Origin of the sequence: Burkholderia sp. 22PA0106 (genome assembly GCF_047497155.1) — a bacterium.
Taxonomy (GTDB): domain Bacteria; phylum Pseudomonadota; class Gammaproteobacteria; order Burkholderiales; family Burkholderiaceae; genus Burkholderia.
Genome location: NZ_CP163162.1, coordinates 3,324,361 through 3,340,097 on the forward strand (window position 1 = coordinate 3,324,361; position 15,737 = coordinate 3,340,097).

11 protein-coding genes and 2 pseudogenes are annotated in these 15,737 nt (G+C 65.8%); 5 read left to right on the forward strand and 8 right to left on the reverse strand.

Going from position 1 to position 15,737, the window contains the following annotated elements:
- Positions 1–3: 3 nt before the first annotated feature.
- Positions 4–2,955: a putative bifunctional diguanylate cyclase/phosphodiesterase gene (locus AB4850_RS14505; protein WP_414440504.1), complete on the reverse strand. Its 2,952-nt coding sequence runs from the start codon at positions 2,953–2,955 to the stop codon at positions 4–6.
- Positions 2,956–3,120: 165 nt separating this feature from the next.
- A complete protein-coding gene (locus AB4850_RS14510; protein ID WP_414440505.1) occupies positions 3,121–3,831 on the reverse strand; it encodes an N-acyl amino acid synthase FeeM domain-containing protein in 711 nt (236 codons plus the stop codon).
- 139 nt (positions 3,832–3,970) lie between these two features.
- Between AB4850_RS14510 and AB4850_RS14515 the strand changes: the two genes are divergently transcribed.
- Positions 3,971–4,165 (forward strand): hypothetical protein, encoded by a 195-nt coding sequence (locus tag AB4850_RS14515; protein ID WP_414440506.1) that lies wholly within the window; start codon positions 3,971–3,973, stop codon positions 4,163–4,165.
- Between the two features lie 276 nt (positions 4,166–4,441).
- On the opposite strand, the gene AB4850_RS14520 is transcribed toward AB4850_RS14515, so the two are convergent.
- Complete coding sequence (locus AB4850_RS14520) at positions 4,442–5,290, reverse strand: ureidoglycolate lyase (protein WP_414440507.1); 849 nt, start codon at positions 5,288–5,290, stop codon at positions 4,442–4,444.
- 514 nt (positions 5,291–5,804) lie between these two features.
- Here AB4850_RS14520 and AB4850_RS14525 point away from each other — a divergent pair.
- Positions 5,805–6,629: an IclR family transcriptional regulator gene (locus tag AB4850_RS14525; protein WP_414440508.1), complete on the forward strand. Its 825-nt coding sequence runs from the start codon at positions 5,805–5,807 to the stop codon at positions 6,627–6,629.
- Positions 6,630–6,902: 273 nt separating this feature from the next.
- Entirely contained in the window at positions 6,903–7,454 is a 552-nt protein-coding gene (locus tag AB4850_RS14530) for a hypothetical protein (RefSeq protein ID WP_414440509.1), read from the forward strand.
- Between the two features lie 158 nt (positions 7,455–7,612).
- On the opposite strand, the gene AB4850_RS14535 is transcribed toward AB4850_RS14530, so the two are convergent.
- The 5 genes and pseudogenes from AB4850_RS14535 to AB4850_RS14555 all read right to left on the reverse strand — a co-directional run.
- Positions 7,613–9,982, reverse strand: a complete 2,370-nt coding sequence (locus AB4850_RS14535) for a GNAT family N-acetyltransferase (RefSeq protein ID WP_414440510.1) — start codon at positions 9,980–9,982, stop codon at positions 7,613–7,615.
- Between the two features lie 517 nt (positions 9,983–10,499).
- On the reverse strand, positions 10,500–10,790 hold the full coding sequence (locus AB4850_RS14540) for an H-NS family nucleoid-associated regulatory protein (RefSeq protein WP_414442033.1): 291 nt from the start codon (positions 10,788–10,790) through the stop codon (positions 10,500–10,502).
- 107 nt (positions 10,791–10,897) lie between these two features.
- Positions 10,898–11,185: a hypothetical protein gene (locus AB4850_RS14545; RefSeq protein WP_414440511.1), complete on the reverse strand. Its 288-nt coding sequence runs from the start codon at positions 11,183–11,185 to the stop codon at positions 10,898–10,900.
- Between the two features lie 547 nt (positions 11,186–11,732).
- Positions 11,733–11,885 (reverse strand): annotated as a pseudogene (locus tag AB4850_RS14550) (helix-turn-helix domain-containing protein); the annotation flags it as partial.
- An 86-nt stretch (positions 11,886–11,971) separates the two neighbouring features.
- Positions 11,972–13,226, reverse strand: a pseudogene (locus tag AB4850_RS14555) (sigma-54 interaction domain-containing protein); the annotation flags it as partial.
- Positions 13,227–13,604: 378 nt separating this feature from the next.
- Between AB4850_RS14555 and AB4850_RS14560 the strand changes: the two are divergent.
- A complete protein-coding gene (locus tag AB4850_RS14560; protein WP_414440512.1) occupies positions 13,605–15,008 on the forward strand; it encodes a GntP family permease in 1,404 nt (467 codons plus the stop codon).
- 366 nt (positions 15,009–15,374) lie between these two features.
- A complete protein-coding gene (locus AB4850_RS14565) occupies positions 15,375–15,644 on the forward strand; it encodes a hypothetical protein (RefSeq protein ID WP_414440513.1) in 270 nt (89 codons plus the stop codon).
- Positions 15,645–15,737 lie beyond the last annotated feature (93 nt).

Here is a 15,737-nt window from a genome sequence, read left to right on the forward strand (position 1 = left end):
GCTTCAGCCTGCCTCGAACGACGGGCCGCCCGTCTCGGCATTCGCCGGCTCGGCCAGCACGCGCCGGATCGCGTCGATCTCCACGAAGTCGAGGCCGGAGACGGCCGCGAGAATCCGCTCGGGCGCGGTCGGGCGCCCCACCGCGTAACCCTGCACGTAATCCACGCCGATCGAGCGCAGCGCCTCGAAGGTCTTCACGTCCTCGACCCATTCGGCGATGGTGCGCATGCCGAGGTTCTTGGCGAGGTTGACGATCGATTCGACGATCGCGATGTCGGCCGGATGCTCGCACATGGTCTTCACGAACTCGCCGTCGATCTTCAGCGCGTCGGCCGACAGCGCCTTCAGGTACTTGAACGACGTGTGGCCCGCGCCGAAATCGTCGAGCGCGATGCGGATGCCCATGTCGTGCGCGCGCGCGATGAAATGCTGGCTCGTCTTGAGGTCGTGCAGCGCCACCGTCTCGGTGATCTCCAGGCACAGGAAATGGACGATCGACGCATGCGCCTCGAGCCGCCGGAAGATTTCGGCCACCACGCGCTCGTCGTTCAGCGACGCGCCGCTCAAATTCACGCAGATGAAGCGCGTCTTGACCAGCGTGTGCCGGTTGGCCTCGATCCAGTCGAGCACCATCGACAGCACCCACAAATCGATCGCGCCGATCGTGCCGGAGCGCTCGAACGCATCGATGAAATCGACCGCGCTCAGGACCGTGCCGTCCTCGCGACGCAGCCGCAGCAGCACCTCGAAATCGAGCGCCTCGCTCGCATGCGTGACCGACACGATCGGCTGCATGGCCAGCAGCAGCCCGTCGGGGATGGTGTCTTCCTTGAGCGTGCCGATCAGCGCGATATCGCGCGAGCGGCGCTCGACGTCGAGCGCGTCGCTGCGGTAGACGATCACCTTGCCGTTGCCGTCGCGCTTCGACTCGCGGCAGGCGAGATCCGCGTGCGCCACTACGTCCTGCACCGACATGTTCGGCATGCATTCGACCACGCCGATCGAGGCGCGCACGCGGAACGCGCGGCTGCCGATGGGGTAGGGCAAGCCGCTGACCGCGCTTTCGAGGCGCAGGCACAGCGCGGCGGCCTCGTCGACGCTGGTGTTGGCGAATACGCAGACGAATTCGTCGCCGCCGATCCGGCCGATGACGCCGCGCCCGTCGAGGCAGGACTTCATGCGCACCACGAGCTGGCGCAGCACCTCGTCGCCGGAGGCGTGGCCGAACATGTCGTTGATCAGCTTGAAGCGGTCAAGATCGACATAGGCGACCGACCAGGGGGTGCGCGCCGCCAGCAGGCCTTCCATCACATGCTCGATGCCGCGCCGGTTCAGCGCGCGCGTCAGCGAATCGTGCTCGGCCAGGTAATGCAGCCGCGCGACGGCCTCGGCGCGCTCGGTGACTTCCTCCAGCGAGCCTTCGTAGGCGTTCTCGGAGAAGATCGCGCGCAGCGAGTAGCGGTGGTTCATGGTGTGCGCGTCGTGCGCACCGTTGATTTCGACGGCGCTCGCGCCGCCCCGCATGGCCAGCTCGCGCAGTTGCGTCCACGAGCCCTTGTCGAAGAAGTCGATCCAGAGCCGCTCGCGGTAGGTATCGCGATCGAGGCCGAGCATCGACAGCAACGCCGGGTTCGCGCGCGCGAAGCGGCCGTCGGGATCGAGCGTGAACAGGCCGATCGGCGTCAGTTCGTAGGTATTGCGCAGTTCGGTTTCGGATTTCTGGCGGCGGGCGCGGTCGGCGCGCATCTGCTCGGCGATCGCGAACGCGGCCATCATGCTCGACGCCAGCGAGGTGGCCACCGGGTTCAGCACGCCGAACAGCATGCGCGTGCCGAGCGCGGCCGCGAACACTTCGGACAGGATCGAGAACAGCACCACCGACAGCGACGCCACATACCAGATCACGGTGCGCGTGCGGGCGCGCAGCAGCATCTGCGCGAGCACGAACAGCAGCATCAACATGCCGATGCCGGCCAGCGCCCACAGCGCGGGGATATACAGCCGGTACGGCAGCACCACGGCCAGCAGCAGCATCAGGCCGCCGCCTACCTGGACGATCTTCAGCAGCCACAGCAGCGAAACCTGGCCGATCTCGCGGCGGAACAGCCGCCCGAACAGCGAGACCGTCACGATGTAATACACCGAGAACGTCAGTTGCCGGACGAAGTCGATCCAGTTCGGCGGGATCGTGTGGTCGAGCCAGATGTTGTCGAAGCCGAGCGCGTTGGCGGCCAGGCGCTGGTTGCCGACCAACCACACCGCGAACACCACGTAGGTCCACTCGCGGTTGATCACGGCCGTGACGAAGATGAAGATCGCCAGCGTCAGCAGGCCGCCGCAGATCAGCGAGGCGCTGCGCTCGAACTGCAGGCGCGTGGCCGACAGCGCGCGCCCGGTCAGGCGGCTCGCCGTGACGTAGGCCGGGCCGCTGTAGAAGCCGCGGCAGAGGATCGCCGCACCGTCGTTGGCCGCGTCGATACGCAGCGCGAAACCGGCGGCGGCCGTCTGCATCGCGCCTTGCGTGGTGATGCGGTCGGCGCTGCCGAGCGGCGCGAGCGTATCGGCGTTCCAGCACGACAGCGATTTGGCGTGCCGCGACGCGAAGGCGACGTAATTGTGGGTATCGGGTTGCGCGGCGGCCGGCTGGCCATCGAGCCGCATCCAGACCGGATATTCGGAAAGATGGGTGCCGAAGCGCAGGGTGACGGGCGCGGCATTCAGCTCGCGCGCGGCATCGGCCCGCGAGGCCTGGCCGGTGCGATCGATATAGGCGTGGAAGCCGAGCGGGACGGTGTCGATCGCCACATTGCCCGACGGCGACACCGAGAAGAACAGCGCCGTGGCAACGGCGAGCAGCGCGGGGACGAGATAGATGGAGAACAGATCGAAGCCGCGGTCGAAAAATCGCCCGCTGGTCAGCTGTCTGAATTCTGAAACCCACTCGGACAACCGCATAACTCCTCTCCTCCTGTCGCACCCCGAAACGTTCCCGATTCTAATCGGCCTTCATGCGTTCCGCTGCCTTTAAATGTGAAGGATGATGACCGACAGCGGCCCATGCGCCCGGCCCGAAGGCCGGGCGTGCCGGGCATCGCGAAACGCTGCGGCCCGGCCCGTGCATCAGGCCCGGCGCGGCGTCACGTCGATGTCCGGATGGTGCGTCTCGAACACATAGCCATACAGAGGATGCTGTACTTCCGCCCAGCGGCGCTGCGCCGCCGCAACCGGCTTGGCCAGCACCCGGTGCGGCATGCCGCCGACGTGCGCCATCGGGAAGAACTCGTTCGCGCCGAACACGTCGTCGAACAACATCGACTGGTAATCACGATCGAGCGGCGAGCGCGCCGTGATCACCATCCAGTCGATTGCCGCTTCACGGCAGTACGTGAACAAGGCCTTGCACAGCGCGACTTTCACCGCGCGGCCGATCATGCCGCCGCGCACCGCCAGCCGGGTTGCTTCGGCGAGCCGGCAATCGGTCAGCCAATCGGGCAGCGCCACCGACCCTTGAAGCGGCAACGGCCCGTGCGCGTTGGTCTGAATCCGCATGGTGCCGACCGGCTCCCGATCGAGACGCGATTCGGCCAGCAGCACGACCGTGTCGTGACGGCGGTCGATCGCCTCGACCGCCATCGTGTCGGCGAATTCCGGCGTGTGACGGCCATAGGCCGAGCGGCGCATGGCCACCACGCGCTCGAGATCCGCTTCGTCGTAGACGGCGCGGATCGTAAATGGCAGACGTTCGCTGCGCAGCGGCAGATCGACGGGCGGGATGATCGGGTCGACAAGCAGCGAACCGGTGGCGAGAAGGGAAGGATTAACGCGATCCATGGTGAGCTCCGTAGCATTTCGTGGAAAAGACGTCGTGCGATGCGCCCGCCATTCGGGCAAACCGCGACGCGAATCGAGATTCGCACGAAACAACTATCTGAAACGTCACGAAAGACCGCTTACCTACCTGGAATAATTGATGAATTTCCATTCCCGATTCATTGATAAGAATTGGGGGTCGGGAAACGGATCCGACAAGTCGCCCGGCATCGTGCCCGCCGATGCCGAATGGCACTTTGGAAAGCCTTGCCGGCGCTGGCTTTTCAGCAATTTCCCGGCAATTTACGGGGTTGGACTAATCGAGGTGCAACCCGGTTTCGAGGCGATTTCCTGAATAGCGCAACGATGTTTTTTTACGGGAGTTCTCCGGCTCTGTAATAAATCAGCGACCGCTGAAAAGGATGCGGGTGGCGAATTGAATCGGGGGCGGCCACGGCGCGCGATGCCGCGAAGCGCGGGAGAAGATGCGGAAAAGCGCGGGTGCACTTATTAGGTGCGCAAGCAACCATCCATCGGCGGCGATGATTTCCGTGCGAATGTTTCGGCGTGCTGCGGCGTGTTGCCGGATCTTTCCGGAACCGGCTCGGGGCCGCTGAACGGCCCGCCGGGTTCAGACAGCGGCGCGCGTCGTCTGACGTTGCTCGCCGAGGCCGGCGATCCCGAGACGCACCGTCTGGCCCGGCTTCAGATAGACGGGCGACGGCTTCACGCCCATCCCCACGCCGGGCGGCGTGCCGGTCGAGATCACGTCGCCGGGTTGGAGGCTCATGCAGCGCGACAGGTAGGCGATCACCTTCGCGACGCCGAAGATCATCGTGCGCGTGTTGCCGTTCTGGTAGCGATGGCCATCCACTTCGAGCCACAGGTCGAGCTGCTGCGGATCGGCCACCTCGTCGCGCGTGACGAGCCACGGGCCGATCGGGCCGAACGTGTCGAACCCCTTGCCCTTGTCCCATTGGCCGCCGCGCTCGATCTGCCATTCGCGCTCGGACACATCGTTGATCACGCAGTAGCCGGCCACGTAGTCGAGCGCATCGGCTTCGTCGACGTTCTTGCAGGCGCGCCCGATCACCACGCCGAGTTCCACTTCCCAATCGGTCTTGACCGAATCGCGCGGAATTTCGATGCCGTCGTCCGGCCCGCACACTGCGCTCGTCCATTTCGCGAACACCACGGGTTCGGTGGGCACGGCCAGCCCCGATTCCGCCGCGTGATCGGCATAGTTCAGACCAATGCAGACGAACTTGCCGATCTGGCCAACGCACGCGCCGATGCGCGGCGCGCCAGGCACGAGCGGGAGCGCACCGACATCGAGCGCACGCAGCCGCTCGAACGACACATCCGACAGCGCGTCGCCAGCAAGATCGGGGATCACCGCCGACAGATCGCGGATCTGGCCTTGCGCATCGAGCAGACCGGGCTTTTCCTGGCCCACCGGGCCGTAACGCAACAGTTTCATGACGAGCTTCCTGCGGTTGAACCGCCGGACCGGCGGCGACGACCGATTGTGCCTGCGTTGCCACCCGCGCGCGGCGGCCGGCAAACCGCCGTTGCACATGCCGGCGCGTGCGATAAACGGACACGCTGCCGACGCAATGCTTGGGGAAATACGACGATTATCGGGTCACGATCGCATCGGATGTTGTCACATGACAACACGTTGACAACGCTCGGACACGACCATCACCACGAAGCGGCGGGCCTCTCGCCCGATCGAGGAAACTCGGCTCGAACCCCACCACTAAATTCGCTCGCCAACCGGGCGATATCATGCCTACGATCCATTTCTTTTCGTTTACCTCCGCTCGATAAACAGCGCCATCGATTCCCCTGCTCCGGGCGTTCGCCCGATGGCGGCGGAGCGCGTTCACTGCCAGATGCGCCACGCCGACTGCAATTCCTGTAAGCCCAGGCCGGGCACGCTCGCCGCTTCATCGGCTCACGAGCGCCCGGCCATGCAATGACGAATCACCATGCCGATCACACCTGCAGCTTTCTCGAAACCCGCCACGCCCCCCTGCCCCCTCGAGGAAGTCGAGCGTTACCGCGCACCGGCGCTCGACAAGGGGCTCGACATCCTCGAACTGCTTGCGGAGCAGAAAGAAGGCCTGACCCGCACCGAAATCACCAAGCAACTGAGCCGCAATGCGAGCGAGATCTACCGGATGCTCGAACGCCTGGTGGCGCGCCAGTACGTCACGCGTTCGTCGGGAGGCGACCGCTACACGCTGAGCCTCAAGCTGTTCGCGCTCGCCCACCGCCATCCGCCGATGAGCCGCCTGATCGACGAGGCGCTGCCGCTGATGCAGCGTTTCGCCGACACGGCCGGCCAGTCCTGCCACTTGTCCGTCTACGATCGCGGCAGCCTGCTCGTGATCGCGCAGGTGGACGACCCGGGCGCGTGGGGCATCACCGTGCGCCTCGGCTCGCGCGTCGGCCTGGCCGACACCGCCTGCGGTCAATTGATGCTGGCGTTCCAGACCCGAGGCCAGCGCGAGCACATGGCCGGCCAACACGCGAAGCTGGCCGGCGCGGCGCCGTTCGACGCCGCCGCATTCGAAGCCACCGCCACGACCCTGCGCGCCGACGGCTGTCTCCGCCAGGAATCGCGTCGCGCCTACGGCGTCACCGATCTGGCGTTCCCGGTGCTCGGGCCATCGGGCCACGCCATCGCGGTGCTGACCTGCCCGTACGTGCAGCGGATCGACGCAGCCGGCGGCCCGTCGCTCGACGACGTCACCGAACTGCTGCGCCGCACCGCGGGCGGGCTGTCGATGAGCGACCTGCACGCGGCTTGAGCCGGGCTTGAGCCGAGCCTGAGCCGAGCCTGAGCCTGGCTGAGGCACGAATGGGGCCGCGAGCGGACATCGAGCGGGGTCTCGCCCAGCGAATCCCTCGTGCGGCGCAACGGCGCGCAAGCCGCGAGAGGCCCGCCGGTGCTCGCTTGCACCGGCTCGCAACCGCCGCACGAACCGGAAACGGCAAGCGCGTGCTGGATCGCATCGCCGCACGACGCTAAAATGGCGGCCCCTTCCGCAAACGACGCCCGCTTACCGAGCGGCGCGCTCACGATGACCCTCATGGCCAAACTTCTGACCGATCTCGAATTCCAGCGTTTCTCCGAACTTCAGCAGAAGCAGGCAAGCTTCACGATCACGCCCGAAGAGGCGGATGAACTGCGCGATATCGTTGCCCGCGCGCAGAAAAAGCGCGACGACCGCGCGGCCGCCATGCAGGCGATCGAGTCGTACATCACGCAATTCGATATCTCGCCCGACGAACTGTTCTCGCCCGAACAGATCGGCGACGCGGCTCGCACCTACGGCCTGATCTCGGCCAGCAAGAAGGAGCGCGTGCTGCCGCCGTCCATCACGTTCAACGGCAAGCCCTACCAGTGGACCAAGACGCTGCCCGACGACGTGCGCGCCGCCCTGTTCGACGCCTTCACGGGCGGCGAATCGGTGAAACGCTTCATCGCCATGCCGAAGGACACGGCGCGCTCGGCCCTGACCATCGCCCGCCTCGAACGCGAAACCGGCGCCGTTTATACCGAACCGCTGCTCGAAGAGCTCGCGCTGTCGCGTCCGCTGATCGACGACGCCGCCACCAAGCTCGCCGCGTAAATCGCGTGCGGCGCGGGCTTCATGCCCGCCTGCGCCGGGGCTATGCCGCAGCAGCGACCGCATTGTGCGTCGCTGTATCGCCCCGGCGCCTCCTCCTGCAAAGCCTCACCTTCACCCTCCCGAATCTCCTCACCTTCGTTGCATCTCCGGCAACGCGCTCACGCCTGCAGCTTCATGCGGAATGCAACCACACTCGGCTCTTCGCCCGACGACACCGTGAATCCCGCTGCCCGTGCAAGGCCGATCATCGCGCCGTTCTCGCGCAAGGCCTCGCCGATCAACCACCGGGTGCCGCGCGAACGCGCGTAATCGATGATCTGCGCCATCAGCAAACGGCCCAGGCCATTGCCCTTCTGATCGGGACGAATCGCGATCGCGAATTCGGCGGTTTCGTTGTCGGGATCGGCCACGGCGCGCACCACGCCGAGCGTCTGCCGCTGCCCTCCCACTACCTCGGCCGTGGCGATCAGCGCCATCTCGCGGTCGTAGTCGATCTGCGTCATGCGCGCGACCTGCGAGTGATCGAAGCTGCGGATCGAACCGAAGAAGCGCATGCGCAGATCGTCGGGCGTCATCGCGCCGAGCAACGCCGTGTGCGCAGCCTCGTCCTCGGGGCGAATCGGCCTCACCGTCATCGTGGTGCCGCGCCAATCGACGCGCTGCTCCAGCCGGCGCGGATACGGCATGATCGCCAGCCGCCCGCGCCCGGTGGCGAACCGCAAATGCACGTCGCCAATCTCGACGCGTTGCGTCAACACGCGCAACGCCAGCGACAGCCCGACCAACTCCCGCACCTCGCACACCGCCTGCGACAGCGCCATCAGCGCTTCGAGCAACGGCTCCGGCGCGGCCCGCTGCGCGTACGGCGAACGACGCACCACCGCGCGCGCCAGCACGGTGTTGAACGGCGGCAAGGCATACACGACGAACGGTGAGGAAGCGCCATCGGCCGACGGCACCGAATAGCGGAACACCGGGCCGAAGTTCTGATCGTCCATCATCTCGACACCCACCGTGACGATCAGCGAATCGGCATCGGGCGCACCGTCGCGCGCGGCCCGCAAGCCGAAGTGCGCGAGCCAGTTCGCCGCCTCCTCGCCGCTCGACTCGACGGGGCCACGCGCGGCGGCAGCGCGCGCTTCTTCCTGCGCCTGTGCGACCGAGGCCGGGGTTTCGGGCGGCAAGCCCTCCGGCGTCTGCATCAGCAGTTCGCGGCCGAGACGGTAATCGACGAGGCGTGCATAAGCACGCGCCAACCGTTGCGGCGTGGTGTGCACGGGAATGCCGTTCGTGTGCAGCGCATCGCGCACGGCCGCATCGACACCGCCGAAAAAGCACGCGACGATACCGCGCGGAGCCGTGCGCTGCGCCTCGATCAGCTCGCGTGCCACGGCATCCACGGGCGCGCTGTGAGAAGTTGCATGTACAACGAATAGCGTGCCGGCATGACCTTGCGCGCCGAGCGCACGTACCGCCGCGCCGAACGCTTCGGGCCGCGCATCGTCGCCGAGCAGCAGCGGGTTGCCGGCCTCGATCCCCCGCGGCATCGGCATCACGGCCGCCAATGCGGCCGTGGCGGCGGGCGACCAGGGCGCGAGCGTCAGGTCGCCCGCTGCGCCGAGTGCATCCACGGCGAGCTTCGCCACGCCCGCATCGCTCGTGATCACGGTGGCCGCGTTGCTGGTGGCGATGCGGCCGATGCCGAGCGTTTCGATCTCGTCGAGCAGATCGTCGAGCGCCTCCACGCGCACCATGCCGGCACGCTGGAACGCCGCCGTATAGAGCGCATCGCCGGGATCGGCGCGGCCTGTGCGCAAAGCCAGCACCGGCTTGTTGCGCGCGGCCGCGCGGGCGGCCGACATGAACTTGCGCGCCGATTTCACGCTGTCGAGTTCGAGCAGGATCGCTTTGGTGGACGGATCGCTCGCGAGGTAATCGAGCACGTCGCCCGCATCGACATCGGCCTCGTCGCCCAGCGCGACCGCGTGCGAGAAACCGAGCCCGCGCGCATGCGCCCAGCCGAGCGCGGCATTGGTGAGCGCGTTCGACTGCGATACCCAGGCCACGCCACCCGCCGTGGCGCGATAGGCCGGTGCACCGAAATGCGCGTTCAGGCGCGGCGTGACGATGCCGAGGCTGCCGGGGCCGACGATGCGCAACAAGTACGGCTTCGCCGCTTCGAGCGCACGCTCGACCGAAGCGCGCTCGCCCGCCGTGCGAGCTTCGCCGACCAGAATCGCCCCCCGCGCGCCCAGCGCGCCGAGCTGCTTGACGATGCCTGGCCAGGTGGCGGGCGGCGTGCAGACCACCGCCATCGACGGCGGCGCCGGCAACTGCGAGACACGCGCATACACGCGCAAGTCGCTCAGTTCGTCGTACTTGGGATTGACGGGCCACACCGGCCCGCCGAAGTCGCCATCGAGCACGCGGCGCCAGACGATCGCACCAATACTGCCTTCGCGGCGCGACGCGCCCACCACGGCGACTGACTTCGGCTGGAACAACGCATCGAGATTGCGAACGGTCACGGTGCCTCCTTCTCGGGTTGCCGCGTGAGACGCGACGGTGAGCCGTAGCATAGGCGAAGGCCCCGGGGCTGCCTATATGCCGAACGGCCGACTACCGCGGCGCGCAGATCCACATCACGATGTCTCTCGATCGCACGACGCGATGGCAGGCGGCAGGCCGGCATCCGTCATGCAAAGGTGAGCCAATGCGGGAGGCAAGGTGAGAACGTTCGGGATCGAGGGTGAGGAGATTCGGGAGTGCCTTCCAGGTGCGTGCCGCACGGCGCCGAGCGGCGCGTGGCGGCGAACCCGGTTCAACGTGCCAATGCGCGATGCCGATGCGCAAAATAGCCGAAATCACCGGTCATTATTGGTATTTAACCGGCAATTTACGCATCATTGCGTTGGATTGATTTCGGGAAACACAATTTCCGAATTGTTTCACACGAGCGTGAAACCGCAAAAACAAAACGGCGCGAACGACCTGCGGCCGATTCGCACCGTTGGAGAAAGCGCCAAAGGTGAGGTTTTTCGGGAATCACTCCTTGATCAGGAAGCGGTTCCGATTCTTGCCGAGCCAGGCCGGCGCGCGCCCCCGCCCGCTCCAGGTGTCGCCCGTCTTCACGTTCAGGTATTTGGCAGGGAGCGGCTTCTTCGGTTTGGCGGCAGTGGCAGCGTCGCGGAAACCAAGCTCTTCAGGCGTGATGTCGTATTCCGCGATTTTCGCCTTGATATCGGCAATCGCGTCGGTGGTGGCCTTTTCGCGTTCCTTGTCGATTTTCTGCTGCAGCTTCTCGAGCTGCACGGTCAGTTGCCTATAAGTCGCCATATCGGATCGCACTCCGTGTTTGGTTATTTGGACAGTATAGAAATCAAATTACGCGGGGTTGATATTTTTTCGTATTGCGTCCCGGCTGACCGACGAGACGCCACCGCTCAATTGGTGCTTTTGGCTTTACATGCGAACAGCAGCGTGCGGCTGCCGTTATCGACGGATTGCTGGATCGTATCGACATCGCCGCCGCAAATGCCGCGCGCATTCTCGAAACAGGTATCCCACGGGCCGCCGGCGGGGCAGGAAACCTGCGTCGTGGCGCGCCCATCGGAAGTAAATAACGGTGCACCGCCGCCGCAGCCTGCGAGGCTGGCGAACAGGGCAAACGCCAGGAAAAGTCGTGCGGTCGGCTTGCGTGCCGAGGGCACCATCGCCAATCGATGTGTCATGGAGGGTTCCGGTCTGTGTGCTTTCGAGACGACGCGAGTATGCCATGCCATATGGCGTGGCAGTCGATTCGGCCGACCAGAAAACACGTCATTTTTGAGGCAAACGGTTCAACGGACAAACCCGTCGCCCCTATACGCGAGCCGGGTGCGGCATCCTCGTTTCGAAACAGGATAGGGAACGGCTTTGCACCGCACGAAAGCACCGGCGGCAACACCAACCCGGCGCGGCGATTGCTGCGCGAACCACGGCTTACCGGCTGCCTGGCAAGACCTGACAAGTTCACGGCGACGGGCAGCATTGAGCCGTTAAACGCAAGCCGTGCGATCGCGCCGTATCGCCAACTTCGCATACCGAAGCCATATTCAAGGTCATACATCAGTTTTATCTTGTTGAAACATGCTGAATATTCTTAAACATTCGATATACCGCCCGGTATATTCAGCCGTCACCCGGTTTCGCAATCGTTACGCCGAAACGCACTCGGCGGCACGATTGCGGAACTTGAAAAATAAACGCGATCGGGCCGCATCGGCCGATGCGGCGGTTTCAGGCCTCGATACCGAGCGCGGCGATCTTCTTGTAAAAGGTGGCGCGCCCGATGCCGATGCGGGCGGCGGCTTCGACAACGCGGCCGCCGCTCGCCGCCAGCGCTTCGTTGAGGAAGCGTCGTTCCCATTCGGCAAACGCTTCGGCGTAGGCGACGGTTGCCGGCGCAACGGTTTCGGGGGCGACATCGGGCTCGGCTTCAGCCGGCATCGCCTCCCGCACGATATCCGTCGCACGCGAGCCCATCGCGCCCGCCGCCGTGCCCGCGCCCACGAACGGCGCCAGCACCTCGGCGTCGATCAGCGCGCTGTCCGACAACATCAACGCGCGTTCGAGCGTGTTGCGCAGCTCGCGCACGTTGCCGGGCCAGGTTTGCGCGGCGAGCAGGCGCAAGGCGTCGGCGGTCAGGGTGCAGTGCGCGGCGTGCCCGTGCTGCGCGGCCAGTTCTTCCAGCGTCGCGTAAACGAGCGCCTCGATATCCGAGGCGCGTTCGCGCAGCGGCGGCAGGTTCAACGTCAGCACGTTGAGCCGGTAATAGAGATCGGCACGGAAGCGGCCGGTTGCGACCAGCGCCGGCAGATCGGCCGAGGTCGCCGCGATGATCCGCACGTCGGCGCGCACGATCCGGTTGGAGCCCACCGGCTCGAACTCCTTGTCCTGCAGCACGCGCAGCAGCTTGCCCTGCAGCGGCAACGGCATGTCGCCGATCTCGTCGAGCAGCAGCGTGCCGCCATCGGCCAGCTCGAACTTGCCGATACGGCCCTTGCGGTCCGCGCCGGTGTAGGCGCCCGGCGCCGCGCCGAAGAATTCGGTTTCGAGCAGGGCATCGGGAATCGCCGCCACGTTGACGGTCACGAGCGGCTTCGAGGCGCGCGCGGACGCCGCGTGGATCGCATGCGCGAGCAGTTCCTTGCCGGTGCCGGTTTCGCCGAGCAGCAGCACCGGCGCATCCACGAGCGCGGCACGGCGCGCTTGCCGCTTGGTTTCCAGGCTCGCCGCGCTGGTGCCGACGAAACTCGCGAACGTGTATTTCGGCCGGCGCGCCTGCGCCAGCGAACGCTGCGCGGCAAGCAACTCCTGCTGCACCTGCATATAGCGCGCGAACAGTGGCGTGAGTGTCTTCAGTTCGTCGAACAGGGCGAAGCCGATCGCACCCACCGTCTCGCCGGCTTCGTCGAGCAGCGGCAGACGCGTGACGACGAGCGGCTCGCGGCCGGTTTCCATGATGTCGAGCAGGGTGGGCCGCCCGGTCGCCACCACTTCCCGCATCAGGCTATGCGGGATCACCGCCTCGCAATCGAGCCCGATTGCCTGCTGCGGATCGGCGAAGCCGAAGCGCGCCGCATAACGGGAATTGATCCAGACCACGCGCGCATCGCGGTCGACGATCAGCGTACCGGCGCTCGAATGCTCGAAGGTGCGGAACAGCGATTCGGCGGCCCGCGCCAGCACATCGCCGTAGCCTGCCGGCAGGTTCGACCAGTCGTTCATCATGGTGTCGTCGTCTCCGTTTATCGTCGGAGCATGCGTGCCGTCTCCGAATCGGGACGGATTATCTCATTGTGTAGACACACGCCTAAAACCGGCTCGGCCTCGCCCGGACGACGTTCGATGTCGTTTTCCGGCACCACGCAACTGGCTTTGTCCTGGAATCGGGACAGCTTCGGTAGAATCGATCGCGACAATCGCACCGCACGCTGGAAAATTCCGAACAAATCGGCACGTATCGGCCGAGAGCCGAGGCAGCAAGCACTCTGGCATGGAACCTGCGTTACAGCGTCGTTCTGCAAATCGGGCAGCACACGCCCCGGCAGCACGTGTGGACGGGCACACACCGGCCACATCGAAAGAATCAATAAATAGGAGACTCACTTGTCATTCATCATCGTCCTTGCTGCGCTGGCGTTCCTGATGTTCGCCGCCTACCGCGGCTACAGCGTGATCCTGTTCGCGCCGATCGCCGCACTGGGCGCCGTGCTGCTCACCGATCCCGCTGCCGTCGCCCCCGTCTTCTCGGGCATCTTCATGGAGAAGATGGTCGGCTTCGTCAAACTGTACTTCCCCGTGTTCCTGCTCGGCGCCGTGTTCGGCAAGGTGATCGAGCTGTCCGGCTTCTCGGAGTCGATCGTCGCCGCCGCGATCCGCTATATCGGGCGCTCGCGCGCCAATGCGGTGATCGTCGCGGTCTGCGCGTTGCTGACTTACGGCGGCGTGTCGCTGTTCGTGGTGGTGTTCGCCGTCTATCCGTTCGCGGCCGAACTCTATCGCCAGAGCAACATTCCGAAGCGGCTGATGCCGGGTGCGATCGCCCTCGGCGCGTTCTCGTTCACGATGGATTCGCTGCCGGGCACGCCGCAGATCCAGAACATCATCCCGTCCACGTTCTTCAAGACCACCGCATGGGCCGCGCCCGTGCTCGGCACGATCGGCTCGGTGTTCATCATCATCGTGGGCCTGACCTACCTCGAATGGCGTCGTCGCGCCGCGATGGCCAAGGGCGAGGGCTACGGCACGTCGCTCGTCAACGAGCCGGAGCGCGTCGAAACCAGCTCGCTGCCGAACCCGATACTCGCTGTCGCGCCGCTGGTGCTGGTGGGCGTCGCGAACTTCCTGCTGACCAAGTGGATCCCGCAGTGGTACAGCGGCGCGAGCTATACGGTGCCGCCCGAAGTGCTGCCGGGCCTGCACGCGCCGGTCACCACGCCGATCAAGACGGTGGTAGCGATCTGGTCGGTCGAGGCCGCGCTGCTGCTGGGCATCCTGCTGGTGGTGATCACGGCGTTCCCGCGCGTGAGCGCGCGTTTCGCGACCGGCACCAAGACGGCCGTCGGCGGTGCGTTGCTGGCCGCCATGAACACCGCGTCGGAATACGGTTTCGGTGGCGTGATCGCCGCGCTGCCGGGCTTCCTGGTGGTGAGCGACGCGCTCAAGAGCATCCCGAATCCGCTCGTCAACGCGGCCGTGTCGGTCAGCTCGCTGGCCGGCATCACCGGCTCCGCCTCGGGCGGCATGAGCATCGCGCTCGCCGCCATGTCGGATACCTTCATCAAGGGCGCGGAAGCCGCGCACATTCCGATGGAAGTCCTGCACCGCGTGGTGGCGATGGCCAGCGGCGGCATGGATACGTTGCCGCACAACGGCGCGGTGATCACGCTGCTGGCCGTGACCGGCCTCACGCACCGCGAGTCGTATCGCGACATCTTCGCGGTCACCGTGATCAAGACGCTCGCCGTGTTCTTCGTGATCGCCTTCTACTACGCAACCGGCCTGGTCTGACGGATCGCGCGGCGCGCCGGCCGGCATGGCGGCGCGCGCAACACCTTGGTGCATGGCTGCGTGGCGCCACGCCGCGCAGCCCGTTCGCTGCCCAGGCCGCCGCATCCCCTCTTCGCCGAATCAAAAAAACCGCGCCGCCGGCCGCCCGGATCGGCATCGATTTTCCGCGTCGCCGCGCCACCTCGGCCGGCCGTTCCGGGCCGTCCCAATGGTCAGTTCGATGAACGCGATATGTCAGACCTGCCGTCCGTTTTGCGGCGTCTCGAATCTCGAAATTGTCGTTGCAACTGACCGGTTCGCGTTACACTGCGCTGGAGCAGTTCGCAAGACAACATCTTCCATTGACACGATACGAGGACTTGTTCGATGCGCACGACCGGTGCTTCCGGGGCGATGGCCCTCCTGAGCGAACTGGATTCGGCCGATGGCCGCGAGCTGCGCTCGCTGCGGCTCGAAGCCACCGACGACGGTAAAAGCGTGTTGCTGATCGAGGTCGACGAGCGCAAGCCCGGCATCCATCGCGAAGTGCGCTACGAAATCACGCCGGCCGAGCTGATCGCCGCGATCCGTTCTCATGGCGCGGAGCTGCCCGGCGAATCGCACATTGCCGCCACCTTCGCCCGCACGCCCTCCTGATTCCCTGTCGTTACGGTGAGCAAGCGCCGCTCGCTTTGCTCACCGCTTCATCCGGTCGCCCGACCTACGCTCAGTTGACTTGAAAAAGGCCGA